The sequence below is a fragment of the Martelella sp. HB161492 genome, from assembly GCF_013184775.1.
Lineage (GTDB): Bacteria > Pseudomonadota > Alphaproteobacteria > Rhizobiales > Rhizobiaceae > Martelella.
The window spans coordinates 447,734-470,947 of sequence record NZ_JAATVV010000002.1 but is presented as its reverse complement, the minus strand read 5'-3'; the positions used below and the strand labels follow the sequence as shown (position 1 = coordinate 470,947).

Annotated in this window: 19 protein-coding genes; 9 read left to right on the top strand and 10 right to left on the bottom strand. The window is 60.0% G+C overall.

Annotated features, from left to right (window positions below; all coding sequences use genetic code 11):
- Positions 1-53 precede the first annotated feature (53 nt).
- The 3 genes from HCK86_RS05045 to HCK86_RS05035 are packed head-to-tail and all read left to right on the top strand — an operon-like array spanning position 54 to position 2,393.
- The gene (locus HCK86_RS05045; protein ID WP_176083367.1) at positions 54-623 is read left to right on the top strand and encodes an isochorismatase family cysteine hydrolase; all 570 of its coding nucleotides are present in this window, start codon (positions 54-56) and stop codon (positions 621-623) included.
- On the top strand, positions 620-949 hold the full coding sequence (locus HCK86_RS05040; RefSeq protein ID WP_176083366.1) for a hypothetical protein: 330 nt from the start codon (positions 620-622) through the stop codon (positions 947-949). The genes HCK86_RS05045 and HCK86_RS05040 overlap by 4 nt, the downstream gene beginning before the upstream one ends.
- A gap of 4 nt (positions 950-953) precedes the next feature.
- Positions 954-2,393: a DHA2 family efflux MFS transporter permease subunit gene (locus HCK86_RS05035; RefSeq protein WP_176083365.1), complete on the top strand. Its 1,440-nt coding sequence runs from the start codon at positions 954-956 to the stop codon at positions 2,391-2,393.
- A 94-nt stretch (positions 2,394-2,487) separates the two neighbouring features.
- Here the strand turns inward: HCK86_RS05035 and HCK86_RS05030 are convergent, their stop codons facing one another.
- From HCK86_RS05030 to HCK86_RS05015, 4 genes are all read right to left on the bottom strand, one after another.
- Complete coding sequence (locus HCK86_RS05030) at positions 2,488-2,796, bottom strand: lysozyme inhibitor LprI family protein (protein ID WP_176083364.1); 309 nt, start codon at positions 2,794-2,796, stop codon at positions 2,488-2,490.
- A gap of 23 nt (positions 2,797-2,819) precedes the next feature.
- Positions 2,820-5,075, bottom strand: a complete 2,256-nt coding sequence (locus tag HCK86_RS05025; RefSeq protein ID WP_176083363.1) for a molybdopterin-dependent oxidoreductase — start codon at positions 5,073-5,075, stop codon at positions 2,820-2,822.
- A 213-nt stretch (positions 5,076-5,288) separates the two neighbouring features.
- On the bottom strand, positions 5,289-6,353 hold the full coding sequence (locus HCK86_RS05020; RefSeq protein ID WP_176083362.1) for a LacI family DNA-binding transcriptional regulator: 1,065 nt from the start codon (positions 6,351-6,353) through the stop codon (positions 5,289-5,291).
- A gap of 163 nt (positions 6,354-6,516) precedes the next feature.
- Complete coding sequence (locus HCK86_RS05015; protein ID WP_176083361.1) at positions 6,517-7,701, bottom strand: glycoside hydrolase family 88 protein; 1,185 nt, start codon at positions 7,699-7,701, stop codon at positions 6,517-6,519.
- A 259-nt stretch (positions 7,702-7,960) separates the two neighbouring features.
- On the opposite strand from HCK86_RS05015, the gene dctP reads away from it, so the two are divergent.
- Both dctP and HCK86_RS05005 read left to right on the top strand, forming a co-directional pair.
- On the top strand, positions 7,961-8,956 hold the full coding sequence (dctP, locus tag HCK86_RS05010) for a TRAP transporter substrate-binding protein DctP (RefSeq protein WP_176083360.1): 996 nt from the start codon (positions 7,961-7,963) through the stop codon (positions 8,954-8,956).
- 86 nt (positions 8,957-9,042) lie between these two features.
- Positions 9,043-10,950 carry a TRAP transporter large permease subunit gene (locus HCK86_RS05005; RefSeq protein ID WP_210259814.1) on the top strand — a complete coding sequence of 636 codons (1,908 nt, stop codon included), beginning with the start codon at positions 9,043-9,045 and terminating at the stop codon, positions 10,948-10,950.
- Between the two features lie 45 nt (positions 10,951-10,995).
- Here the strand turns inward: HCK86_RS05005 and HCK86_RS05000 are convergent, their stop codons facing one another.
- Positions 10,996-11,376 (bottom strand): DUF4189 domain-containing protein, encoded by a 381-nt coding sequence (locus HCK86_RS05000; protein WP_176083359.1) that lies wholly within the window; start codon positions 11,374-11,376, stop codon positions 10,996-10,998.
- A 435-nt stretch (positions 11,377-11,811) separates the two neighbouring features.
- Between HCK86_RS05000 and HCK86_RS04995 the strand changes: the two genes are divergently transcribed.
- Positions 11,812-12,438, top strand: coding sequence for a DedA family protein (locus HCK86_RS04995; RefSeq protein ID WP_176083358.1), 627 nt, complete (start codon positions 11,812-11,814; stop codon positions 12,436-12,438).
- A 9-nt stretch (positions 12,439-12,447) separates the two neighbouring features.
- Positions 12,448-13,224: an undecaprenyl-diphosphate phosphatase gene (locus tag HCK86_RS04990; RefSeq protein ID WP_176083357.1), complete on the top strand. Its 777-nt coding sequence runs from the start codon at positions 12,448-12,450 to the stop codon at positions 13,222-13,224.
- A gap of 164 nt (positions 13,225-13,388) precedes the next feature.
- Here the strand turns inward: HCK86_RS04990 and HCK86_RS04985 are convergent, their stop codons facing one another.
- The 3 genes from HCK86_RS04985 to HCK86_RS04975 form a co-directional block, all read right to left on the bottom strand.
- Positions 13,389-15,971: a GGDEF domain-containing phosphodiesterase gene (locus tag HCK86_RS04985; RefSeq protein ID WP_176083356.1), complete on the bottom strand. Its 2,583-nt coding sequence runs from the start codon at positions 15,969-15,971 to the stop codon at positions 13,389-13,391.
- Positions 15,972-16,187: 216 nt separating this feature from the next.
- Positions 16,188-16,493, bottom strand: coding sequence for a hypothetical protein (locus HCK86_RS04980; RefSeq protein ID WP_176083355.1), 306 nt, complete (start codon positions 16,491-16,493; stop codon positions 16,188-16,190).
- Complete coding sequence (locus HCK86_RS04975; RefSeq protein WP_176083354.1) at positions 16,490-18,796, bottom strand: FdhF/YdeP family oxidoreductase; 2,307 nt, start codon at positions 18,794-18,796, stop codon at positions 16,490-16,492. Before HCK86_RS04975 ends, HCK86_RS04980 begins: the two co-directional genes overlap by 4 nt.
- 287 nt (positions 18,797-19,083) lie before the next feature.
- Here HCK86_RS04975 and mgtE point away from each other — a divergent pair, with 287 nt between their 5' ends.
- Positions 19,084-20,499 (top strand): magnesium transporter, encoded by a 1,416-nt coding sequence (gene mgtE / locus HCK86_RS04970; RefSeq protein WP_176083353.1) that lies wholly within the window; start codon positions 19,084-19,086, stop codon positions 20,497-20,499.
- A gap of 67 nt (positions 20,500-20,566) precedes the next feature.
- A complete protein-coding gene (locus HCK86_RS04965) occupies positions 20,567-20,956 on the top strand; it encodes a MerR family DNA-binding transcriptional regulator (protein WP_176083352.1) in 390 nt (129 codons plus the stop codon).
- A gap of 156 nt (positions 20,957-21,112) precedes the next feature.
- On the opposite strand, the gene HCK86_RS04960 is transcribed toward HCK86_RS04965, so the two are convergent.
- Together HCK86_RS04960 and HCK86_RS04955 are read right to left on the bottom strand one after the other, a co-directional pair.
- On the bottom strand, positions 21,113-22,066 hold the full coding sequence (locus HCK86_RS04960) for a heparan-alpha-glucosaminide N-acetyltransferase (RefSeq protein WP_176083351.1): 954 nt from the start codon (positions 22,064-22,066) through the stop codon (positions 21,113-21,115).
- Positions 22,063-22,776, bottom strand: a complete 714-nt coding sequence (locus HCK86_RS04955; RefSeq protein WP_176083350.1) for a DUF599 family protein — start codon at positions 22,774-22,776, stop codon at positions 22,063-22,065. The genes HCK86_RS04960 and HCK86_RS04955 overlap by 4 nt, the downstream gene beginning before the upstream one ends.
- Positions 22,777-23,214 lie beyond the last annotated feature (438 nt).

Here is a 23,214-nt window from a genome sequence, read left to right as displayed (position 1 = left end):
ACGCAGCGGCGGGCAGCCCGGCATCGCCCCTCATTTTCTGAAAGGACTTTATCGTGTCCATATCGCCCCTCGACAGGGACTGCGGTCTCATCGTCATTGATCTTCAAAAAGGCATCGTGTCGATGCCAACGGTTCATCCGATCAGCGCTGTGGTGGACAATGTCGTGGCGTTGGTGACAGCCTTTCGCACACTTGATTTGCCCGTCGTGCTGGTCAATGTGGCCGGCGGCCCGTCAGGCCGGACAGAGCTGCCGCGCCCCTTGCGGGAGGTGCCGGACGACTGGGCAGAGCTGATCCCGGACCTGAACCGACAGGCCGGGGATCACCTGGTGACAAAGATGACGCCCGGCGCGTTCACCCACACCGATCTTGAAGCCCATCTGCGATCTGCCGGCGTGACGCAGGTTGTGATCGCTGGTGTTTCCACGAGCAACGGCGTCGAAATGACCGCGCGTCAGGCCCACGAACTCGGCTTCCATGTGGCGCTGGCAACGGATGCCATGACCGACATGCGCGAGGATGCGCACAGATGGAGTACCGAACGGGTTTTTCCCCGGATCGGAGAAACAGCTACAACGCAGGACATTCTCGATTGTCTTGAAACGAGGAGCGCATGCGCATGAGCTGGCTTCACGATTTATCCTATCTTGTCGGCGGCATGTTCCTCGCAAACGCCATTCCTCATTTCGTCTCGGGCATGATGGGGCGTTCCTTCCAGAGCCCATTTGCCAGGCCGCATGGCGAGGGCCTGTCATCCTCGACAGTCAATGTGCTGTGGGGCTGTGCGAATATCATCCTCGCCTATGTGTTTCTGGTTCTGGTGGGAGATTTCGATATCCGCGCCGTCGACCAGGCCTCGTCGGCCGGTATCGGCGTGTTGCTGATCGCCATGTTCTCCGCCCGCGCCTTCGGACGCTTCAATGGCGGCAATGCCCCTCAGGATCATTGAGCGGATGTCAGTTCCGCCAACATCGGGAAACGGCCTTTCCCAACAGTGTCATCAGCAAGACCGGCTCGACCGGTCTGTCTGGAAAATCGCCGCTGTCGCGCTTTTCGGTGGCCTGCTTGCACAGCTCGACGCGACCATTGTCAATGTCTCGCTATCGACGCTCGCCACAGAGCTCCATTCAACCCTTCAAACCATCCAGTGGGTTATGAGCGGCTATCTTCTGGCGCTGGCGCTGGCCCTGCCGCTGAGCGGATGGCTGGTTGGCCGGATCGGCGCAAAGCGGCTCTATCTCTGGTGCTTTGCAAGCTTCACGCTGCTGTCGGCCGTCTGCGGGCTCGCCTGGTCGGCGCACACACTGATCGCATTTCGGCTCCTTCAGGGGGTCAGCGGTGGCCTGCTCGCGCCCATGGCGCAGATGATGATCGCAAGGGCCGCCGGCCGGCAGATGGCGCGGGTTGCGGGCTATATGGCGCTTCCGGTTCTGCTTGCGCCGGTGCTCGGGCCGGTCATTGCCGGCACGATCCTGCAATATGCCTCGTGGCGCTGGCTGTTCCTGATCAATCTTCCCATCGGGGTTCTCGCGCTGGTGCTGGCGATCCTGTTTCTGCCAGACGAGCGGGACGCGGTGACCGCGAAAAGATTGGACTGGGTCGGTCTGGCGCTGCTTTCTCCCGGCCTGGGCCTGTTTCTCTATGGCGCCGACAAGATCGGCGAGAGCATGGGGCGGGTCCTTTTCGTTGCCGGCATCGTGATGATGGTCGCCTTTCTTGCGGATGCCAGACGCAAGCGCGGCGATGCGCTGATCGACCTCCGGCTGTTCAGGCGCAGGGCCTTTTCGATCGGTGCCCTCACACAGTTCCTGTCGAATGGGGCGCAGTTCGCCGGCCAGTTCCTGATCCCGGCCTTTCTCATCGGTGCCTGCGGCCGCAGCTCGGCCGAAATGGGCTGGATGCTCGCGCCGATGGGGGGCGGGATGCTGGTCACCTATTCGTTGATGGGGAAGCTGACCGACCGGTTTGGCCTTCGGCAAGTCGCGGCCGGCGGTGCCTTGCTGACGCTGCTGGCGACGATACCGTTTGTCTATATGGCATTCCATGGTCTTGATCTGGTCATGCTTGAACTGGCACTGTTTCTGCGGGGCATGGGGATGAGCGCGATCGGATTGCCGACGATGACGGCAGCCTACATGTCCGTCTCGAAACCGGACCTTCCGATGGCCACGACCTCCATGAACATCGTCCAGCGGCTGGGCGGTCCGACCTTCACCACACTTTGCGCGAGCTTTCTTGCCCTAAATCTCGACGGGCATGCGCCGCACCCGTCGGTATCGACCCCTTACGCTCTGGCGTTTCTGGCCCTTTGCCTCATCCACGTCCTGACACTTCTGGCTTCGGTCGGGCTGCCGGGCAGACATGCCGGTGTTTCCAGCGATCGGCAGGACTAGCGCATCGGCGCTAAAATCGGAATCGATTTTCGAAAAACAATTTGTAGATTCAATAAGATAGAGCGCCAATGGTCGCGCCATCGCAGACTGGTTTTCAGAAGGACTGTTCGATGCAGCTGCGCAGATCAGTTTCATTCCAGCAGTGATTGCGCTCGGAGATCCATTCCTGCTGCACGCTGCGCAGTTCGTCTTCAGCCTGGCGCGCGCCATCATCAAGCGATTGCACGACATGCATGGCTGCGTCATAGCGCGCCGCCAGACGCTGATCCAGCGTGGCAAGTACCGGATCAGCGCAGATCATCGGGCCTTCATTGTTGCCGCAATCAAGGCCCGTGGCCTGACGGGCGGCAACATGCACCGGAAGCGGTGCGACAAGCGCCAGAAGAAAGGCGAGTTTGAGCATCGCGCGGATCCTTTTTGTTGAGGCTATGGCGTCGAAAGCAGCGCAACCTCCACCAGAGCGGTATGGGCACTGGAGCCCTGGCCGAGGCGCGATGTGCCGACGTCCATGGTCAGGACATTGGGGTTGCCGTCGGGGTCCAGATTGTCGGACGGATCGCCATACCAGGCGCCGGTCGGCAGTGCGATCACCTGCGGATGGATATCATCGGAGACGAGTGCCCGGGCCCGGCAGGCGCCGCGTGCGTTGAAGACGCGCACCAGATCGTGGTTCTTGATGCCGCGCATGTCGGCGTCCTGCGGGTGGATGATCAGCGTTGCCGGCCGCGCGCCAGCCCGGTCGGCCAGAGCGCATTCCAGCTGGCTGTGCAGCTTGTCGCCCGGCTGTGGCGAGACCAGATGGAGCGGGGCTTGCGCTGTTGCCGCGCCCAGCCATTCCGATGGCGGCAGCCAGACCGGATGGCCAGGGCAGTCATCATAGCCGAAACCATCGATCCGCTCCGAAAAGATCTCGATCCGGCCCGATGGTGTGCCAAGCGGGGCCGCTTCCGGGTCTTCGCGGAAAGGCGCAAAAAGCGTGCGGTTGGGGCCATCGTCTTTGATCGGCAGATGCACCCAGTTGCAGGCGCGCAGACCATCGAGATCCGGCAGGACGATATCCTGCCCGGCGGCAAGGCTGCGAAATTCCTCATAAAGAAATTCAATCCATTCCCCGGCACTCTTGCCGCCAGTGAAGGTGTCGCCGGCATTCAGCCGTTCGGCCAGACCTGTGAAAATGTCGTAGTCATCGCGCGCCTCTGCCACCGGCGGGATCAGCTTCGGCATGTGGAACAGATAATCATCGAGATTGGAGCGGCCGATATCCTCGCGCTCATAGGGCGTGGTCGCCGGGAAGACGATGTCGGCGCGCTTGGCGGTTGCCGTCCACCATGGCTCGTTGACGATGATGGTTTCAGGGCGCTGCCAGGCGTCATGCAGGGCGTTGAGATCCTGATGGTGGTGATAGGGATTGCCGCCGGCCCAGTAGATCAGGCGGATATCGGGATAGGGCTCGCGCCTGCCGTTGAAATCATAATGCGCGCCGGGATGGCGCAGCATGTCGCCGACGCGGGCGACAGGAATGACCTTCTTCACCGGATTTTCGAACTGGGAAAATGTCATGCCGCGCATGCCGATCAGCGATTTGCCGACGCCGCCAATGGCGCCGTAACCATAGCCGACGCCACCGCCGGGCAGGCCGATCTGGCCCAGCATGGCCGCCAGAACCGCCGACATCCAGTAGGGCTGCTCGCCATGTTCGCCGCGCTGAAGTGACCAGGCAACAGTGATCAGTGTGCGGGTCGAAGCCATGCGGCGGGCCAGTGCGCGGATGGTGTGCGGTGCAACGCCGCAAAGGGGGGCGGCCCATTCCGGGCTTTTCGGCTGGCCATCGCTTTTCCCCATCAGATAGGGGCGGAAGCGTTCAAATCCCTCGGTATAGCGATCCAGGAAGACGGTGTCGGTCAGCCGCTCGCTTTCCAGTGTATGCGCGAGCGCCAGCATCAAAGCGGTATCGGCGGCGGGACGAACCGCGATCCATTCGCTGCCGGGCGGGGCATCGCCGCGCTGCGGCGCGATATTGATCAGCCGCATGCCGCGGGCATGGAAGCGGTCAAACCAGCTGGCCGTCTCATGTTCGGTGATGCCGCCCATGCTGACCTGGGAATTCTTCGGGTTTATCCCGCCGAACATCACCAGGGTCTCGGTATGATCATGGATCGTCTGCCAGCCGTCCTGGTGTTCATAGAGCAGCTTGAGAAAGTTCACCCCGAAGACATGCGGCATGATCGACTGGGCGCAGCCGGTGGAATAGCTGCCGAACGAGGCGACATAGCCGCCAATGCTGTTGAGGAAGCGGTGGACCTGACTTTGGGCGTGGTGGAACCGTCCGGCCGAACTCCAGCCATAGGAGCCGCCATAGATTGCTTCATTGCCGTGTTCGCGCAGGATCCGGCCGATCTCCGTCGCAGCGATATCAAGCGCTTCGTCCCAGGGGAGGGCCACGAAGTCGTCGCTGCCGCGGCCGCTGCGTTCGCGCCTCTCCAGCCAGCCGCGCCGGATTGCCGGCCGGGCAATGCGGCTTTTGTGATGCACCGCGGCCGGGATTGCCTCCGGAATGGAGGAAGGGTTCGGGTCCCGCCTGAAGGGCCGGGTGGCGACGATCCTGTCTCCCTCGACATCCACTTCAAAGGCGCCCCAATGGCTCGATGTCACCCTGGTCCGTCTGGTCTGGTCATCGGCCATCAGCGTGTCTCCTGTTCCGCTCTGGTTGTTCTTATCGTGTCAAGATAGCCCGTCAATGCCGTTTCGGAAACGCATCATTGCGCGCAGCGCGGGAGGCGTACCGCCTTTGCGAAGCGCAGCGATGTCGATTGGAGCCTGGTCAATCTGCGCATCGTGCTCTCCGAAAATCGATTCCGATCTTCCGGGCCGATGCGCCTGATGGCTGAGGCGGGGTCAGGGGTGGTGCGGCGGCGGTGCGACCGCCGTGGTCTGCCGCTCGATCCGTTCGACGCCAAGCGTCATGCGCCGGGCCGATGCAAAGCCGCCTGCGGCCTGGCCGACCAAAAGCTCGATGGCAACCCGCGCCATCTCGCGGCGGTCCATCTGCATCGTCGTCAGCGGCGGGTTGGAATGGGCGCCGAGCGACAGGCCGTCAAAGCCGATGACCGACAGGTCCTTCGGTACTTCAAGCCCTATAGCGGCGGCGGCCTTCAGCACGCCCAGCGCCACCATGTCATTGGCGCAGAAAACGGCCGTGGGCCTTGGCGTGCGGGCCTTCAGCCATTTTGCGACGATATCGGCGCAGGACAGGGTCAGCATGTCGGGCGAGCCGACATCCAGGACGTGGCGTTCCGGGGCGAAGGCAATGCCGGCTTCCTCCAGGGCGTCGCGAAAGCCAAGCAGGCGGCGCTTCAGCGATTCGCGGTAGATATGGGTGGCGTGAACGATCTCGCGATGGCCAAGGTCCAGCAGGTGGCGGGTTGCCGCCCAGCCGCCGAAATTATAATCCGGCGAAACGCTGGAAAGCTGCATCTTGCGGTCCATGCCGTTGACGAGAACCGCAGGCCGTCCGGCCTGGCGCACGGCTTCGATGACCGGCTCCTCGTCCAGTCCGACGAGAATGGTTGCATCGCCTTCCGTCTCACGCAGCGCCCTGAAATCGGCACTCAGCGGATCATTGGAGGTGACAATGGCAAGGCGGATGGCAATCCCTTCGTCACGGGCGCTTTCAAAAAGCCCGTCGAGGATCTCGCCGTAGAAAACATCCTTGGTGACATATTTGTCGAGTGTCACCAGTACCGCCGATTCGATCCGGCGGATGGCGGGCAGGCGGCCGCTGCGGCCCTTATAGCCAAGCTCGCGGGCAATGCGGGTCACCAGTTCGCGCTTGGCGTTGCTGACACCTTCCCGGTTGTTCAGAACCTTGGAAACGGCCGCCACTGAAAGCCCTGAGGCTTCGGCAACATCCTTCAAGGTCGGTTCCGGCAGGCTAGAGCCCGTGTCCTGATTGGCCGACATGTCCGCACGTCTCCCGAAGCACTGGCGCTGCTTTCTGTCCCGGCATGATCATGCGGGGTGCGCAGACGGCGCCTGATGGCGATTGCACCGATCTGGAAGGCTCGGCGTTAACATGGAGGCGGTTATACGAAATTTCGCGAAACTTTCCTAACGCTTTTTCTGATTACCAGAAAAAGCTGTTATGGCCGAGCGAGCGCATCAGTGCTTCCATGAAATAATAGTCGCCATAGGGCAGCATCGCGTCATGGCGCCCGGCTGGTACATGGGCGGCGCCATGGGCGAGAAAGCCCTGCGCGCCTTCGGTTGCCGTCAGGTCGCAGGTCGCGATCAACCCGTCGAGCAGCCTGTCGGCAAAGGCGCGCCAGCGCAGCCGGTCCGCCGGATCAGCGCATTGCCCGGCAAGAAGATAGAGGCCGGCTGCCATGACCGCGCCTGCCGAACTGTCGATGTGATCGGGTTTGGCCGGATCATCGGCGAAATCCCAGACCGGTACGGCCTGAGAGCCGACCAGTGTTTCCGCCCGCGCGGCGAGACGGCTTGCGATAGCAAGGAAGGCCGCGTTGCGGGTGTAGGCATGGCATTGGGCAAAGCCGTGGATGAGCCATGCCTGTCCGCGTGACCAGCACGATCCGTCGGCAAAGCCCTGATGGGTTTCACCGCGCAGGGGCGTGCCGTCTGCGGGGTCGAACAGGAAGGTGTGAAAGCTGGTGTCGTCGTCGCGCACCAGCAAGCGCGCGGCCGTTTCTGCATGAATATCAGCAACATCGCGGTAGTCGTCAATGCCTGTTTGGCGGTTTGCCCAATAGAGCAGGGCGAGGTTCTGCATCGTGTCGGCGATCATCCGGCCATTGGCAAAGCGTGCCTGGGCGCGGTCATCGGGGCCGCGCGCTGTCCATGCCTGGATATAGCCGCCCTCGGGCCGGAAGCGGCCAAGCAGCGCATCGGCTGCCGCCAGCCCCATGCGCCTCGCCTCCCGATCGCCGGTCATCTGCCATTCGGCGACAGAAGAGAGCGAGAACTGAAAGCCGAGATCGTGATCCCGATAGCGCCGGTTCTCCAGGACCATGCGAAAGCCCGGGCGTCGCGCGGTTGCCGCCCGGGCGAAATCTGAGCGTCCGGTCAGCTGATAGGCAAGCCAGAGCGTGCCCGACAGGAAGCCCATGACCCAGTCCGGCCCGTCGCAATAGATCCAGCGGTTCTGCGCGGTGCCGATCTTCGGATTGCGCAGGCCGATCACCGGCATTTGTTCCGCCAGCCGGGCAATGCAGCGTTCAAGCGCTTCCTGATGCCGTTTGGAAGGCGATGCCGCCTGTTCCTGCGCAAAATAGCTGTTTGCGACCTTGTTCATGTCTGCCTCCCGGAGTTGATTGCCTGTTTTTCAGATATTTTCGTATTTTCGTCAATAGAGAAAGTTTATCTTGACTTTCGTTGATGCCGGTCGCATGAATCCGGTCATCCGCTTGTCCCGTTTGCCAGACTGGTGTTCGGGCTGGCGTCATTGGCAGGAGGGCGGCTGGCGGGGCTGCTGTCAGTTGTTTTCCGTTCTGCATCGGGACGGCGGGGTCGATCGGCCCTGCCGGACGCGCAAAATTCCTAGGGAGGAATCAATGCATTATTCAGTCAAGATTTTGGGTGTTGCCTGCGTGCTGGCTTTGGCCGCGACGGGGGCCGAGGCCAGGACCTACAAGATCGCCACCAATGTTCAGGCCGACAGCACGGCAGGCGAAATGATTGCCGAATTCGCCGACACCGTTGCGGAAAAGACCGATGGCCGGGTCAAGTTCAAGGTGTTTGCCAATGGCGTGCTTGGAGATCAGCTCGACTATTTCCAGCAGATCCAGAAGGGGGTGATCGATCTCGGCCTGGTCAATTCGGCAGCGCTTGAGAATGTCATTCCGGCCTATGGCGTCGTCAATCTGCCCTATATCTTCCGCACCTCGGACGAGTATGGGCAGGTGATGGCTGATCCCGGCGTGCGGGCGGCGCTTTTCGACACGGCGGCCAAGCATAATTTCGCCCCGCTCGGCTATCTCTCCAGCGGTTTCCGTTCGCTTTATGTGACCGAGCCGGTCGATGATGTTGCCGGTATCGATGGCAAGAAGCTCAGAACCATGTCGAGCGAGACCTATATCGAGATGCTGAAGCGCTTCGGCGCGGTGCCGACGCCGCTTGCCTTCGGTGAACTCTATTCCGCCATGCAGCAGGGCGTCGTTGACGGCGCAGAGGGCGGCCTTGCGGGACTGTGGTCGGCGAAATTCGGCGAGGTTGCCAAATATGCGCTCAAGACCGAGCAGACCCGGCTGACGGATTTCGTCCTCACCAGCATGAAGTTTCAGGACGAGGTGTCGCCCGAGGACATGAAGACGGTGGAATCGGTGTTCGCCGACATTTCGCTGCGATCAATCGAGAAGGCCGATAGCGATGACACGCGGGACCTGCAGAAGGCCGTTGACGAGATGGGTGTCAAGGTCATTGAAGTCGACAAGGCGCCACTGATGGCTGCCGTGGTGCCCATGTATCGGGAAGCCGCCGAAGATCCCGACAAGGCATCGCTGTTGAAGGCGATCTTCGCCATTGAAGGCCGCAACGATCTCGAACAGTAGTCCTTCACCGATCCGGGGGCGCCTCAGGCGCCCCTTTCACACTTTGAGCGCCAGCGGTTCGTGGCTCCGGCGCCAGGCAGATGATCATGGATATGGTTCCAAACGCGCCCAGCGGCGTCGCAATGCGTCTATACGATAATTTTACCCGCTCCGTCGGCGTTATCCTCGCCGTCATTCTCGGCGTCATGTCCGTGCTGATCTCCTATCAGGTGATCGCACGCTATTTCTTCAATGCGCCCTCCAGCCTGACGGAGGAACTGCTGCGCTATCTGCTGATCTGGCTTGGCGTGCTGGGGGCTGCCTATTGCTTCATGCTGAACCGGCATCTCAACCTGCCGCTGCTGATTGATGCGCTGGGGCCGCACGGGGCCGGGCGGCTGAACCTGTTCAACGCCTGCCTGACATTGCTTTTCGGTGCCTTGCTGGCCTGGGGCGGCTATCACTCGATGATCGGCAATGCGGCCATGAAAACACCGATGCTGCATGTCTCCGTCGGAGCCTTGCAAAGCGTGCTGCTGTTGTCGGGACTGCTGATCTGCCTGTCACAATGTGTTCTCATTGGCGAACTCCTGCGCAGCAGGGCGGCAAGGGTCTACGATCTTGCCGGCATTGTCCTGATCGTCGTGGTTCTGATCGCGCTTGGCGGGCTGTTTCGCGGCACGCTGACCTATCAGAACTGGGTTGACGACCATATCGAACTGTTCTCGATCCTGATCCTGTTCGGCACGCTGTTTGCCCTTCTGATCCTCGGAACCTCGATCGCCGTCGGGCTTGCCTTTTCCGGTCTGCTGACGCTGAGCCTGCAGATCGATATGGGGTCGCTGTTTTCCACCATGGGCGAGAAACTGTTCAACGGGCTCGACAGTTTCGGCTTTCTGGCACTTCCCTTCTTCGTGCTGGCCGGCAACATCATGAACCAGGCCGGCATTGCCCGGCGTCTCATTGATTTCGCCATGCTGCTTGGCAGGCGCATTCCCGGTTCCCTGTGGCAGACCAATACGATTGCCAATATGCTGTTCGGGTCTCTTTCCGGCTCCGGCATTGCTGCTGCTACCGCCATTGGCGGCATCGTCACCCCGATTGCGCGGGAGGAAAAATATGACATGCCGATCACGACGGCGGTCAATGCGGCCTCCGCGCCAGCCGGCATGCTGATCCCGCCATCCGGTGCGCTGATTGTCTATTCGCTGATTACCGGCGGTTCCGCCTCCATCGTCGCGCTGTTTCTGGCCGGCTATGTTCCGGGCATCATCATGGGCGTTTCGGTGATGGCGGTTGCCTGGTTTTATGCGAAGAAGCGGCGGATGGCATCCGACAGGACGCCCTATCGGATGGATGAGGTCGCCGGCGCCTTCATGCGGGCGTTTCCGAGCCTGCTTCTCGTCATCATCGTCATTGGCGGCATCATTCTCGGTGTCTTCACCGCAACCGAGGGATCAGGGATCGCCGTTCTCTACAGCGTCATTCTGGCGCTCTTCTATCGCAGCCTTTCGCCGCGCGCCTTGTTGCGGGTGCTGGTGGAGACGGCTGCGGCGACAGGCGTGATCCTGTTTCTCATTGCCTGTTCCAACCTGATGAGCTGGTCAATGACATTCGCCAGCATTCCCGACACGATCGGCGAGATGCTGACGTCGCTCTCCAGCAATAAATATGTCATTCTGCTGCTGATCAATGCAGCGCTGCTGGTGGTGGGCGTGTTCATGGACATGTCGCCGGCGCAGCTGATTTTCACGCCGATCTTCTATCCGGTGGTCACAGCGCTCGGGGTTGATCCGGTCCATTTCGGTGTGGTCATGGTCTATAATCTCGCCATGGGCGTCGTCACGCCGCCGGTCGGGACCGTGCTGTTCGTGTCCTGCAGCGTTTCGGGAGAAAAGATCACCAAGGTCGTCAGGCCGTTGCTGCCGATCTTTGCCGTGCAGATCATCGGCCTTCTGCTGATCACGTTCATTCCGGCGCTGTCGCTGACATTGCCGCGCCTGTTCGGGGTCTGAGAATACCGCGCCGGGCAGGGGCAGCCGGGCCGGCGCGGACTGCATTCAGTTGCCCGTTCCACCACAATAATTGGTGTGAACCGTGCAGCTCGGGTGCTTGCCATCATTGATGCACTGGTTCAGCGCTTCGACCACAGTGTCCTGGATCGTGTCTTCCATGCCAATGCCGACACTCAAACCCGCTTCGTCGCGTGAGATCGCCAGGCATCCACCCTCGCGGGCAAAGACCGTGCTGCAGCTCTTGCCGCCCGCGCTCATGCATTGCTGCTTGGCCGTATCTTCGGCCTGCTGCTGGCTCGCCTGGTCGGATGCCATGCCAACATTCAGCGTGTCATCATCCAGTGCCATCGCATTCCAGTCATCGGCGGCCTGAACCCCGATGGCCGATGCGCACAGCAGGATTGCAACGCCCAAAACTCGTTTCATCGCTCTCTCCTCTATATCAGTCGTGTGTCTCCCTGACGCAGGACCGAAGGGAAAGATTAAATGGATTCCGTGCTTTGTCCATCAGATAGATGGTAAGCCGCCATCTACGATTTGCCGAACACACAGGCTTCTTGTGGTCTGTGACCGCGTTGCGAAGCAGGCCGAGACCATCCGTGCGGTCTTTCCGGCCGTCGCCCTTATAGCCATCCGCCGCCATTGCACCATTGTGTTCGAAAGCGGCGGGTCTTATTGAGTGATATACCAAACTGCCTGCATGCGGTCTCCGACAGGCAGAGTTTACGTTTTTGTAAATTATCAGGACTTGCGTTTCTTCACGCGAACGTGGGAGCTTAGGCTTTGTTGAGTTGGGCATGACTGTTCAGGCCCATTGGCAGGAAACGGCTGTTTTGTGTAATTCCGGGAAAATGCGACGCCATGTCGATTACCGCTGAACTCAGCACCTATATCATGTCAACGATCGATTCCGCCGGCTACTGGGCGGTGGGTATCCTGATGGCCTTGGAATCGGCCTGTCTGCCTATTCCCTCCGAAGTCGTGATGCCCTTTGCCGGCTATCTGGCTTCCATCGGGCATATGAACCTGATCCTCGCCGCGACGATCGGGGCGATCGGCTGCAATGTCGGTTCGACACTTGCCTATCTTGCCGGGTATTATGGCGGGCGGCCCTTTATCGAGCGCTGGGGCCGCTATATCCTGATCAACCATGCCGAGATTGAGAAAGTGGTTCGCTTTTTCGATCGCTATGGAGCGGCAGCTGTTTTCATTGCCCGGCTTTTGCCGATTGTGCGCAGTTTCATCTCGCTTCCAGCGGGCATATCGAAAATGCCGCAATGGAAATTTCAGCTCTACTCCTTCCTTGGCTCATGGCCCTGGTGTTTTGTCCTTGCCTTCATCGGTTTCCACCTTGGCAAGGCCTGGCAGAACAGTCCGTGGCTGCGCGACACGATGCATTCGTTCCATCTGGCGATCGCCGTTATGATCGCCTTCAGTATTTTGTTTTATCTGTTTCACAAATTCCGCAAATCCCAGGACGATATTTAGGACTCTAAAATGGATTATCTGAACGCTGCCATTTTGGGCATCATTGAAGGCATTACCGAATTTCTTCCCATTTCCAGCACTGGTCATCTGATCATTGCTGAACAATGGCTCGGCGAACGTTCAGACACGTTCAATATCGTCATTCAGGCCGGCGCCATTCTTGCCGTCACCTTCATTTACTGGAAGCGCCTGATGTCGCTTCTGTTCGGCTGGCGGGACCCGGATAATCGCGATTATCTGGCAAAGCTGCTGGCCGCCTTCCTCGTCACGGCTGTTCTTGGCCTGATCGCAAAGAAGCTCGGTTTCACGTTGCCCGATGCGATCAAGCCGATCGCCTGGGCGCTGATCATCGGCGGTTTCTGGATGATGGCGGCGGAAAAACTCACCGAGGGCAAGCCCAACCGGTCCAAGATTACCTGGACGGTCGCGATCATCGTCGGCATTGCTCAGATCGTCGCCGGTATCTTCCCCGGAACCTCACGTTCGGCCGCCACCATTTTCGCGGCGATGCTGGCGGGAACCAGCAACCGTTCAGCGGCAACGGAGTTTTCCTTCCTCGTTGGCATTCCAACCATGTATGCAGCCAGCGCCGTCGAGCTCTATGGCTCGCTGAGCTCCGGTACGACCCATGAAGACTGGGGTGCACTCGGCATTGCCTTCGTCGTCTCGCTGATAACCGCCTTCATCGCCGTCAAATGGCTGCTTGGCTATATCCGTACCCACCGTTTCACGGCCTTTGCGATCTACCGTATCGTCTTCGGCCTCGGCTTGCTGGTTCTGCTCTGATCGGCGATCCGGTTTTCTGAGATCACTTGGCGGCGCGGGGGCCTCTCCGCGCCGTTGCCATGTCTGGGCGTGCGGCAGGCGCGAAAACGCTTTGAGGTGAGCACGGGGCGCAGGTCAGGCCGGGGCAGGGCAGGCGCTGAGGATTGCCCGTCACCGTCATCGGCTCAGCGCTTCTGCCATGCCTTTTCTGCGATATAGGTCGTGAAGGCCTCGCGAGACATGGCGCGGGCGAAAGCGTGGCCCTGCAGCTTGCTGCAGCCGAGGTCGCGCAGCATTTCGGCATGCGCCATGCTCTCGACACCCTCGGCGACGACATCGATGCCGAGCGAACGGCCAATGCCAATGATTGTCTGCACCACGCGCCTGCGTTCTTCCGACACCAGGATCGGCTGGACAAGCTGGCGCGCGATCTTGAGCCGGTTGGGACGAACGTTGAGCAAGCCGACCAGCGAGGCATAGCCGGAGCCAAAATCATCGATGTCGATCGCGGTGCCGAGGGCGCGAAGCGCATTCAGCGTTTCGGTCAGTTCATCATCTTCCTGATCGAAGGGAATCGATTCCAGCAGTTCGAAATGCAGTTCCGCCTTAGGCTTCGGCCGCCGGGAAAGCTCAACCATCAGCTCCGGGTCGGAAAGACGCTGGGCCGAAATATTGACCGAAATTGCCGGAACCTGAATTTCATTCGCGTTCCATTCGGCAACGTCTTCCAGCGCCCGTTCGAAAATGCACAGATCGACCTTCTTGATCGTGCCAATCCGCTCTGCGGTCTCCAGGAAGCGGTCGGGCATCAGCAGGCCATGCACCGGGTGCTCCCAGCGCGCCAGCGCCTCGACGCCGGCCAGAGCGCCTGTCTCGGCATCAAAGAGCGGCTGGTAATAGGGGACGATCTGGCCGTTTTCGAGGGCCTCGAGCAGTTCATCCGCGACCAGCTTTGTTTCGACGGTTTCCCGCATCAGCGCTTCGGAATAGTGGGCGATCTGGCCGCGTCCGCGACGCTTGGCCTCGTAAAGCGCCAGATCGGCCTTGATCAGCAGCTGACCGGCCGTGTCTTCACCGTCACGCGCCCGCGCAATGCCGATGCTGGCGCCGATCCGGCAGGCGCGGCGACCGATCGTGACCGGCATGTTGAAACGGGTTATGATCTGGTTTGCCAGCGTGTTGGCGTGGCCGTCATGCTGCATCAGGATGACGAATTCATCGCCGCCGGTTCGGGCAAGGAAATCAGTCGGCTCGATCGCCTGAGCGAATACGTCTGCAGCATATTTCAAAACCTCGTCGCCGAAGAAATGCCCCATCGTGTCGTTGATCGTCTTGAAGCCGTCGAGGTCGATCAGCATGATTGTCGCATCACGCGGCAGCGGCCCGGCTTTCTGCAGCTCGTCGAGACGTCGCTCGAAGTGGCTGCGATTGGCGATGCCGGTCAGTGCGTCGTGAAGGGCAATATCCTCCATCTCGCGCCGTGCCCGCTCCAGTTCGGCATTGCGCGCCTCCGCTGTCGCCTTGGAGCTGGCCAGTTCCTGCTGCAGCATGAAATCGGCGGTAACGTCCCAGTTTATGCCGACAATCTTCAGCTTGCCGTCGGCATCGTGGAAGCTGTTGCTGGCCGAACGCATGACCTTGATCTTGCCGTCCGGCGTGATGATGCGGAACTGCCGTTGATAACCGTTCTGCTTCGAGCTGCCGCGAAAGCCGACATCTTCGTAGAGCTTGCGGTCCTCCGGGTGAATGCGCGACAGCCAGTCGGCATAACTGTGCCGCGCGCCGCTGCCCTTGAGGCCATAGATCTCCTGCAACCGGTCGTCCCAGATCTGGTCGCCGGTATCCATGTCCTGTTCCCACATGCCGATATTCGATGCCTCGAGCGCTACGGCAAGCCTTTGCGACAAGGCATTGATCTCACGCCGGTTCGTCTCGATCTCCCGGCGACCGCGCGCGCGCGATCGCAACAGCAGGAACAGAAGTGCAACCGGTACCAGATAGGATAGAGCCACCAGAATCATGGCGATCCGGATCGTTTCGCGCCAGTCGTTGGCTCTCGCCCACCCGGTCTTCGGGCTGGCCGAAAGGGTCCAATGATTTCCGGCAATGTCGATATCATTGATGACGGCACTGCCATCATCAATGCCACTGCGGCTGATCAGCAGGTGTTTGTTGCTGGCCTTGAGAAGATCGGCCTGAATGGCAAAATTGAAGTCGCTCTCGAATTCAATCAGGCCGACCTCGCCAAGCAGTTCCTGAAGGTCGGTGACAAGATCGGTCTCCACCAGACCGTCGCGAAAGTGAAACACCAGCACCTTGCGCCCGTCATTGAGCGTGATCGGACCCGAAATGGCGCGATCCTCACCGCTGACGACGGCAGAGGGAAGCTGTCCGGCGGGATCGGGCTGCCGGTCGCTGACGACGATGGTCTGTCCGGCGGCATCATGAAGGATTGCCGTCTCGAGCCAGTCCAGCCGGGTAAGGTAGGCTCGGGCCGCCACCTTGGCTGTCGATGGACTGATGGCCAGCGTCTGGTTGATGACCGATCCCATCCGGTCGATGTTTTCGACGGTGCTTTTCAGTGCCGTTGAAAAGCCCTTCAGCCGCATCAGGGTCTGCTGACGGTATGTGTGTTCAATGGTCGAGCGAATGAAGCTGTCAGCAAAATAGATGCCTGTTCCCAGTGCGGCGAAAAAGAACACCGCGACAAGGATAAAGGCTTTGATATTGACTGCGTGCCTTGGCAAATCTTTGCTTTGTTCCGCCATTCATGCTCCCGAAGGCGATCTGTCGGTCGAGGCTCGAGAAGCGGGTCCTGCTCACCGGTTTAACATTTATTGCCCGGCAACGGTGACGAGGCGTGGGCTAACTCGAAATGGAGCTGGTTCTCGCGCCGTGCCTCAATGGCCCTGCAAGCGGAAACCCACTGTAACGTTCTATGCCAAAGTCCAAAATTATCGCGAATTCATAGATTTGCGACGTTATCACCTGTGGATCAGGTTGTGCAAGGCCAGTGCCTGTTCTGTTACATGGTAAAAACTTCGCATGGTCCGTTGATCCCGGCGGTCGATCGCGATCAGGGCCGGTTCCTGCTCCAGCGTCACGAGACTGCGCAAGATGAGGGCATGGCCCGTCTCGAGCTTTCGCGCTGCCGTGCGGCTGTCGCGGGCGTCATCAAGAAGTGCAAGGGCCAGAATGCAGGCCGCCAGGGGATCGTTGACGAAGCGCTCCTGCGGCATCAGTTCGGTGGCCAGTGCCAGCCAATCGGCAGCGGTTTCCGTCGCACTCATGCCGCAGACTGCGCAATCCGCCGGTTCAGCGTTACCGGAATGGATTTGGAGGTTGGCGTCTCGCTCAGTTCCCCGACGCTTGCGAGTGGCACCAGCACATTCAGCTCGGGAAAATAGCCTGCAATGCAGCCGCGTGGAATATCATAGCTGATCAGCCTGAAGCCTTCGGCAATCCGCCTCACCCCGTCCTCCTCGGGACCGACGATATCAATGAGGTCGCCGGACGATGCGCCAAGGCGGCTGATATCATCCGGATTGATGAAAATGACTTTGCGCTCGCCATAGACGCCGCGATAGCGGTCGTCCATGCCATAGATGGTCGTGTTGTACTGGTCGTGGCTGCGCATGGTCTGGAGCACGAAACGGTTATGACCGTTTCTGCGGGCCTGAAAAACGGTTTCGTCAGGAAGCGGCCGGTCATTGAAATTGGCCTTGCCGGTGGTGGTCTCGAAACGGCGTTCACCGGCGGCATTGCCGAGATAGAAGCCGCGCGGCTTGCGGACCCTTGCATTGAATCCATCAAAGCCCGGAATGGTCTTTTCGATCAGGTCACGAATCCGGTCATAATCCTGTGCCAGCGCCGGAAAGTCGACGACATGACTGCCGATGGTGGCTTCGGCAATGCCGGCGATGATTGCGACTTCGGAGCGCAATTCGGGTGATGCCGGCTTGTTGATTCCTGCCGATCCGTGCACCATGCTCATCGAATCCTCCACCGTCACCAGTTGCGAACGGCCCTCGGCATTCTCGTCGATCTCCGTGCGCCCGAGGCAGGGCAGAATATAGGCATGGCGGCCCGGCATGGTGTGGCTGGCATTGAGTTTGGTTGCGATATGGACGGTCAGATCAAGGCCGCGCAAGGCGTCTGCGATCAGGCCGCTGTCCGGAACGGCGCGGGCGAAATTGCCGCCAAGACCGATAAAGGCACGCGCTTCGCCCGAAAGCATGGCGCCGATTGCGCCAATCGTGCTGTTGCCGTGCTCGCGCGGCGGGGCAAAGCCAAAGACCCGCTCCAGCGCATCGAGAAAGGCCGCTGGCGGTTTCTCGTTGATGCCCATCGTGCGGTCACCCTGCACATTGGAATGACCACGAACGGGGCAGAGACCCGCGCCGGGTCTGCCGATATTGCCCCTCAGCATCATGAAGGACGCAATTTCGCGGATCGTGATCACCGAATGCTGATGCTGGGTGATGCCCATGGCCCAGGTGCAGATCACCCGTTCGGATGCCATGTAGATTTCCGCAGCCTGTTCGATCTCTGTCCGCGACAAGCCGGCCTGATCTTCGATATCATGCCATTCCGTCGCATCGACCATGGCGATGTAGGGATCAAGGCCGGCCGTGTGTTCGGCGATGAAGGCGTCATCGAGAATGGGGGGGCTGCCGGCAGCGCGTGCCTGGCGGTCTTTCGCAAGGACAGCCTTTGCCATGCCGCGGAACACGGCCATGTCGCCGCCAAGGTTCGGCTGGTAATAGTCGCTGGCAATCGGGGCCGAGCCGTTGCGGATCATCTCCATTTTGCGTTGCGGATCGGCAAAGCGCTCGAGCCCGCGTTCGCGCAGCGTGTTGAAGACGACGATCCGGGCGCCGCGATCGGCCGCGCGCCGCAGGTCTCCGAGCATGCGCGGGTGATTGGTGCCGGGGTTCTGACCGACGACGAAAATCGCATCCGCTTGCTCGAAATCTTCCAGCCGGACGGTGCCCTTGCCAATGCCGATGGCCTGTTTCAGGCCGACGCCGCTCGCCTCATGGCACATATTGGAACAGTCCGGCATATTGTTGGTGCCGAAGATGCGGGCAAACAGCTGATAGACGAAAGCCGCTTCATTGCTGGCACGGCCGGAGGTGTAGAATTCTGCCTGATCGGGGCTTTCAAGGGCGTTCAGCCGCTCGGCAATGCCGGCGAAAGCGTCCTCCCAGCTGACCGGCTCATAGCGGTCACGCTCGGCATTGTAGCGCATGGGTTTTGTCAGGCGGCCATGATTTTCGAGATCATAGTCGCTCCAGCCGGACAGTTCAGCCACGCTGTGCTGTTCGAACAGGGAAGGGCCGCTGCGCCGTTCGGTTGCCTCCCAGGAGACCGCCTTGACGCCGTTTTCGCAGAATTCGAAGGACGACCCGTGTTCGGGGTCACCCCAGGCGCAGCCCGGACAATCAAACCCGTCAGCCTGATTGGCCTTGGAAAGGGCGTGAATGCCGGCCAGTGGCGCTCCGCTTGCAACAAGGTGTTTGCCGGAGGCCAATAAAGCGGGCCAGCCGCCAGCTGCCTTCGATCCCTTATGTGCTTTTGTGCTGTTTGCCATTGTCTTCTTCCGGGCTGAATTCCTTTTATGGGTCCGGTTTGCGCCTTCAGTTGCTGTTTTTCAATATGAAACTGTCGGAAATCAATTTTGCCGAAGCTGAGCGGAATAACGTCGCAGGCGCCAGAATTGCCGTGCGGACGCGCTGGACCTGAGCCATCTATTGCGCTAGCTAGTCACGCAGTTCGCCGGGCTTGCTCAAAAGAGCCCGATTGGCGCGCGAGGGTAACGACGATCACAACCTAAAGAGCCGGCGTCCGCCGTGCTCCAATAAGATTGAGGGCTTCGGCATGACAGAGCTCGGCAATGATCCGTTCAGCCAGACCGAACAGCGCGAACCGTTGGTCGACATTTACAATGACGAAGGTGTGGTACGCTCCGATTTCCTCGAAGAGATCGAGCATGCCATTGAGACGCAGAATGTCGAATTTCTGCGCCTGAATGTTGCCCGGCTGCACGAGTCGGAACTTGGCGACCTGCTGGAATCACTCGATTCAGACCTGCGTCCGGGACTGGTCAGCCTTCTCGGTGACGATTTCGACATGACGGCGCTGACCGAGGTCGACGAGGCAATCCGCCTCGAGATCATCGAAGCCTTGCCGAACGACAAGATCGCCACCGCGCTTGGTACGCTGGATTCGGACGACGCCGTCTATATTCTCGAGGACCTCGAGGATGCTGATCGCGACGAGATTCTGGCGCGGCTGCCCTTTACCGAGCGGATCCGGCTGACCCGGTCCCTGGATTATCCCGAAAGTTCCGCCGGTCGGCGCATGCAGACCGAGTTTGTCGCCGTTCCGCCTTTCTGGACGGTCGGTCAGACCATCGACTACATGCGCGAAGATGATGATCTGCCGCACAGCTTCTCGCAGATCTTTGTCGTTGATCCGACCTTTCGGCTTCTCGGTGCGGTCGATCTCGACCGGATTCTGCGCACCAAGCGGAATGTCAAGATCGAGACCATCATGCGGGAAACCAACCATCCGGTGCCCGCCGAAATGGACCAGGAAGAGGCCGCGCAGGTCTTTGAGCAATATGACCTTCTCTCTGCCGCTGTGGTTGACGACAATGGCCGTCTTGTCGGTGTGCTGACCATTGACGACGTCGTTGACGTTATCCATGAGGAAGCGGATGAAGATATCAAGCGTCTGGCCGGTGTCGGTGACGAAGAGCTGTCGGACAATATTCGTGCCGCCGTGCGCTCGCGCTTCGGCTGGTTGCTGATCAATCTTGCGACCGCCTTTCTCTCGGCCAGTGTCATCGGCCTGTTTGACGATTCCATTGCGCAGATGATCGCATTGGCGGTGCTGATGCCGATCGTCGCCTCCATGGGCGGCAATGCCGGAACCCAGACCATGACCGTAGCCGTGCGGGCGCTGGCGACGCGCGATCTCGACATCTACAATGCAGGGCGCATCATCCGTCGTGAGGCGGGCGTCGGATTGTTCAACGGCTTCGCATTCGCGATCCTGATTGCAATTGCGGCCGGCTTCTGGTTCAACAGTCCACAACTGGGGGGCGTCGTGGCGGCGGCCATGATTATCAATATGTTCGCGGCTGCAATGGCCGGCATATTGGTGCCGCTTGTACTCGATCGGTTCGGCGCAGATCCGGCGACATCATCGGCGGTCTTCGTGACCACGATCACCGATGTCTGCGGATTTTTTTCCTTCCTCGGAATCGCGACGTGGTGGTTTCATATTTGATTTGTTTTGCGAGTCATTTATTATATTGATTATATTAGATTTTTCATGACTTTTGGATGGGGTTCAGGTGAACAAGAAGTATTACTCGATCACGGAGCTGACGCGCGAATTTGATGTCTCCACGCGCACGCTCCGGTTTTACGAGGATGAGGGATTGCTGCAGCCGGAGCGGCGGGGACGCACCCGTCTATACGGCGAGAACGAGCGGCGCCTGATCAAGGACATCCTGAGAAGCCGGCGTATCGGTCTGACCATTGCCGAAATCCGCGAAGTTCTTGACCTCCTGAAGCAGCCGCCAAGCGAAATGGACCAGCTTAAGGCGAGCCTCAAGATGATCGAGACGCGCCGCAACGATCTCAGGCAGAAGCGCCGTGACATTGATGACATTCTCCAGGAACTCGATAATGCCGAGGAGACCTTCCTTACCCGGCTCGCCGAAATCGGCGTCGGCACCTGACAAGGCCCGGCCTAGACCGTGATCCGGTCAGATCGGCAGAGGCATCCTGTCACCGGTCAGGAGACCGGTCCCGACCGCCATCCTTGGCATAGTCATAGCGGGTAGGCGACAATCCCGCCAATGGCCCTTTGCAGCCGCCGCCGGGTGCTTAGCGCATCAGTTGACACTGCACATCATTGCGATCTGGTTCAGGCGGATGGCATCGCCATCGGTCGTCTCGTCGCGCATCAGCGGGGTCAGGAGCTTGGCCTCTTCCAGTTTGTCGCGTGTGCAGCTGCAGTAGGAGGTGCAGAAGGCGGCGCTGTCGCTAGCTTCGCAGGCGGTCTGGCAGCCGGAAAGATAGGCCGGGCCGAGGTCCGGCTGCACGAACAGCGTGGCAATATAGACCAGCCCGAAAAGCACTGGCTGATGCAGCAGGTAGAAAATCAGGCTGTGCCGGCCGAGAAAGGTGAAGCCGTTTTCGCGCTGTGGCCAGAGCGAGGCTGTCTTCAGCCATGGCAGCGTGACACGGCTTGCGGCAATGCCGATCAGGAAGGGGCCGATCCAGGGCAGAAGCGGAACATAATCATTCGAGACCGGGGGGTGGGCCGGCATCGTGATCCAGGCCAGATAGCGTGGATCGAAGAATTCAGGCCGCGTGATGAAGGGCAGGGCGATCGCCGCAATGCCGGCGACAAGGGTGATCGGGGCTGGCAGCCTTACAAAGGCAAGGCCGATGATGCTGGAAACGGCAATGGCCTGCAGAATGCCGAAATAGATAATGGCGTTGGGCGTGGTGATGATCGACACCACGGTGATGGCGGCCCCGGCGACAATCAGAATGGCGAGGCGTTTGAGGAAGGAGCGCATCCGCCATTCCCGGCCATGCGCCATATAGAGGCTGTAGCCGGCGATGAACAGGAAGCTCGCCGCAATGGCATGGGCAAAGATCGCAAAGCCGCCACGGGTCGAAAGGCCCGGTTCAACATAGCCGAAATGATCGAGATCCCAGGTGAAATGGTAGATCGCCATGGCGATCAGGGCGATGCCGCGGACCGCATCCAGAATATGGATGCGCGGACGCTGGGTCTTTTTCGTCGATAGCGCGTTCGGGGCGTTCAAAATTGTCATTCGCTGGTCCAGGTTGAGGGAGATATGGCCTCGACGATTGCCGCGCGCGCCGGTGAGAAATACTGCCGCCGCGTCAGGATCGCAAAAACAAAGGCGGTCATGGCGATGAAGAGATAGGGGCTGAGGAACCAGCCGAGATATCCGATGGACAGAAAGATCGCGCGAAGTCCGGCATTAAAATGGCGCGCGGCGAGAATATTCACCTCGGCCACCTTTTCGGCGGCGGCTTCTGCCTGTCGGCGGTCCATTTCCGTGTCACGCATCATCGGCAGCGCGCCAAAGAGGATGGTATTGTAGTTGAACAGCCGGTAGGACCAGCCGAACTTGAAAAAGGAATAGCCGAAGATCGCTGCCAGCCCGCCGGCCTTGATTTCAAAGGCAAGCCGCGAGCCCTGAAGCCAGCCTGGCAGATCGGAAAACAGGCTCTGGGCGCGGTCGGCATCCCCCATCAGCGCAAAACAGCCGCCGATCGCAAAGATCGATGTCGAGGCGAAAAATGCGGTGCCGTTCTGCAGGCCGGACAGAATCTGGGTATCGATCATCTTCAGGTCGCGGGACAGCGACGTGATCATCCAGCGCTTGCGATGAACCATCATCGCCTCGCTCAGGCTCATGCGCCGTGTCAGCCGCCATGTGCCGGAAACCACGCGGTCGAACGCCATCCAGGTCAGGAGAAAGAACAGAAGTGCCAGGGCATCGATATTGGTCATTTGCGGCTCCGGGCCCTGTGTCGCGGCCGAATCAGTGAGGTTTGATCTCTGATTAACCAGTATGGCCTTTTGAGGGAGATTTGCCCGGCAGAACAGTCTATTGCAAGCCGTGCCCCGCCACTGACACACAATTTCGCCTTTTTATGATTGCGAAATGTTACAGATTTTAATAAAGGGGTAACCATCATCGCGGCAACCTCCCACTGCCCGATGGGAAAGTGACAAACGGAGTTATCATGGAAGACACCGTACAGAGGTCCTGCTGGGGCATCACCATTCGCGCCGTGGTCGGTATTGGCGCCATCCTCGGACTTGTATATCTCTTTGTCGCTGTCTGAACAGCAGACTTGAGCAGATAAAAGGCAACGGCGTGATCCCTTCGGATCCGCCGTTGTTTTCGTTCTGCCTGACAGGCCGTGAATGCCGCCGGTGCCGGCG

Bases quoted from the DNA above. Each gene is read 5' to 3' on its own strand.
- HCK86_RS05030 (WP_176083364.1), bottom strand. From the start codon at position 2,796: ATGCTCAAACTCGCCTTTCTTCTGGCGCTTGTCGCACCGCTTCCGGTG.
- HCK86_RS05035 (WP_176083365.1), top strand. From the start codon at position 954: ATGTCAGTTCCGCCAACATCGGGAAACGGCCTTTCCCAACAGTGTCAT.
- HCK86_RS05020 (WP_176083362.1), bottom strand. From the start codon at position 6,353: ATGTCGGCCAATCAGGACACGGGCTCTAGCCTGCCGGAACCGACCTTG.
- HCK86_RS04990 (WP_176083357.1), top strand. From the start codon at position 12,448: ATGGATTATCTGAACGCTGCCATTTTGGGCATCATTGAAGGCATTACC.
- HCK86_RS04955 (WP_176083350.1), bottom strand. From the start codon at position 22,776: ATGACCAATATCGATGCCCTGGCACTTCTGTTCTTTCTCCTGACCTGG.
- HCK86_RS05025 (WP_176083363.1), bottom strand. From the start codon at position 5,075: ATGGCCGATGACCAGACCAGACGGACCAGGGTGACATCGAGCCATTGG.
- dctP (WP_176083360.1), top strand. From the start codon at position 7,961: ATGCATTATTCAGTCAAGATTTTGGGTGTTGCCTGCGTGCTGGCTTTG.
- HCK86_RS05040 (WP_176083366.1), top strand. From the start codon at position 620: ATGAGCTGGCTTCACGATTTATCCTATCTTGTCGGCGGCATGTTCCTC.
- HCK86_RS04980 (WP_176083355.1), bottom strand. From the start codon at position 16,493: ATGAGTGCGACGGAAACCGCTGCCGATTGGCTGGCACTGGCCACCGAA.
- HCK86_RS05015 (WP_176083361.1), bottom strand. From the start codon at position 7,701: ATGAACAAGGTCGCAAACAGCTATTTTGCGCAGGAACAGGCGGCATCG.
- mgtE (WP_176083353.1), top strand. From the start codon at position 19,084: ATGACAGAGCTCGGCAATGATCCGTTCAGCCAGACCGAACAGCGCGAA.
- HCK86_RS05000 (WP_176083359.1), bottom strand. From the start codon at position 11,376: ATGAAACGAGTTTTGGGCGTTGCAATCCTGCTGTGCGCATCGGCCATC.
- HCK86_RS05005 (WP_210259814.1), top strand. From the start codon at position 9,043: ATGGATATGGTTCCAAACGCGCCCAGCGGCGTCGCAATGCGTCTATAC.
- HCK86_RS04960 (WP_176083351.1), bottom strand. From the start codon at position 22,066: ATGACAATTTTGAACGCCCCGAACGCGCTATCGACGAAAAAGACCCAG.
- HCK86_RS04975 (WP_176083354.1), bottom strand. From the start codon at position 18,796: ATGGCAAACAGCACAAAAGCACATAAGGGATCGAAGGCAGCTGGCGGC.
- HCK86_RS04995 (WP_176083358.1), top strand. From the start codon at position 11,812: ATGTCGATTACCGCTGAACTCAGCACCTATATCATGTCAACGATCGAT.
- HCK86_RS04985 (WP_176083356.1), bottom strand. From the start codon at position 15,971: ATGGCGGAACAAAGCAAAGATTTGCCAAGGCACGCAGTCAATATCAAA.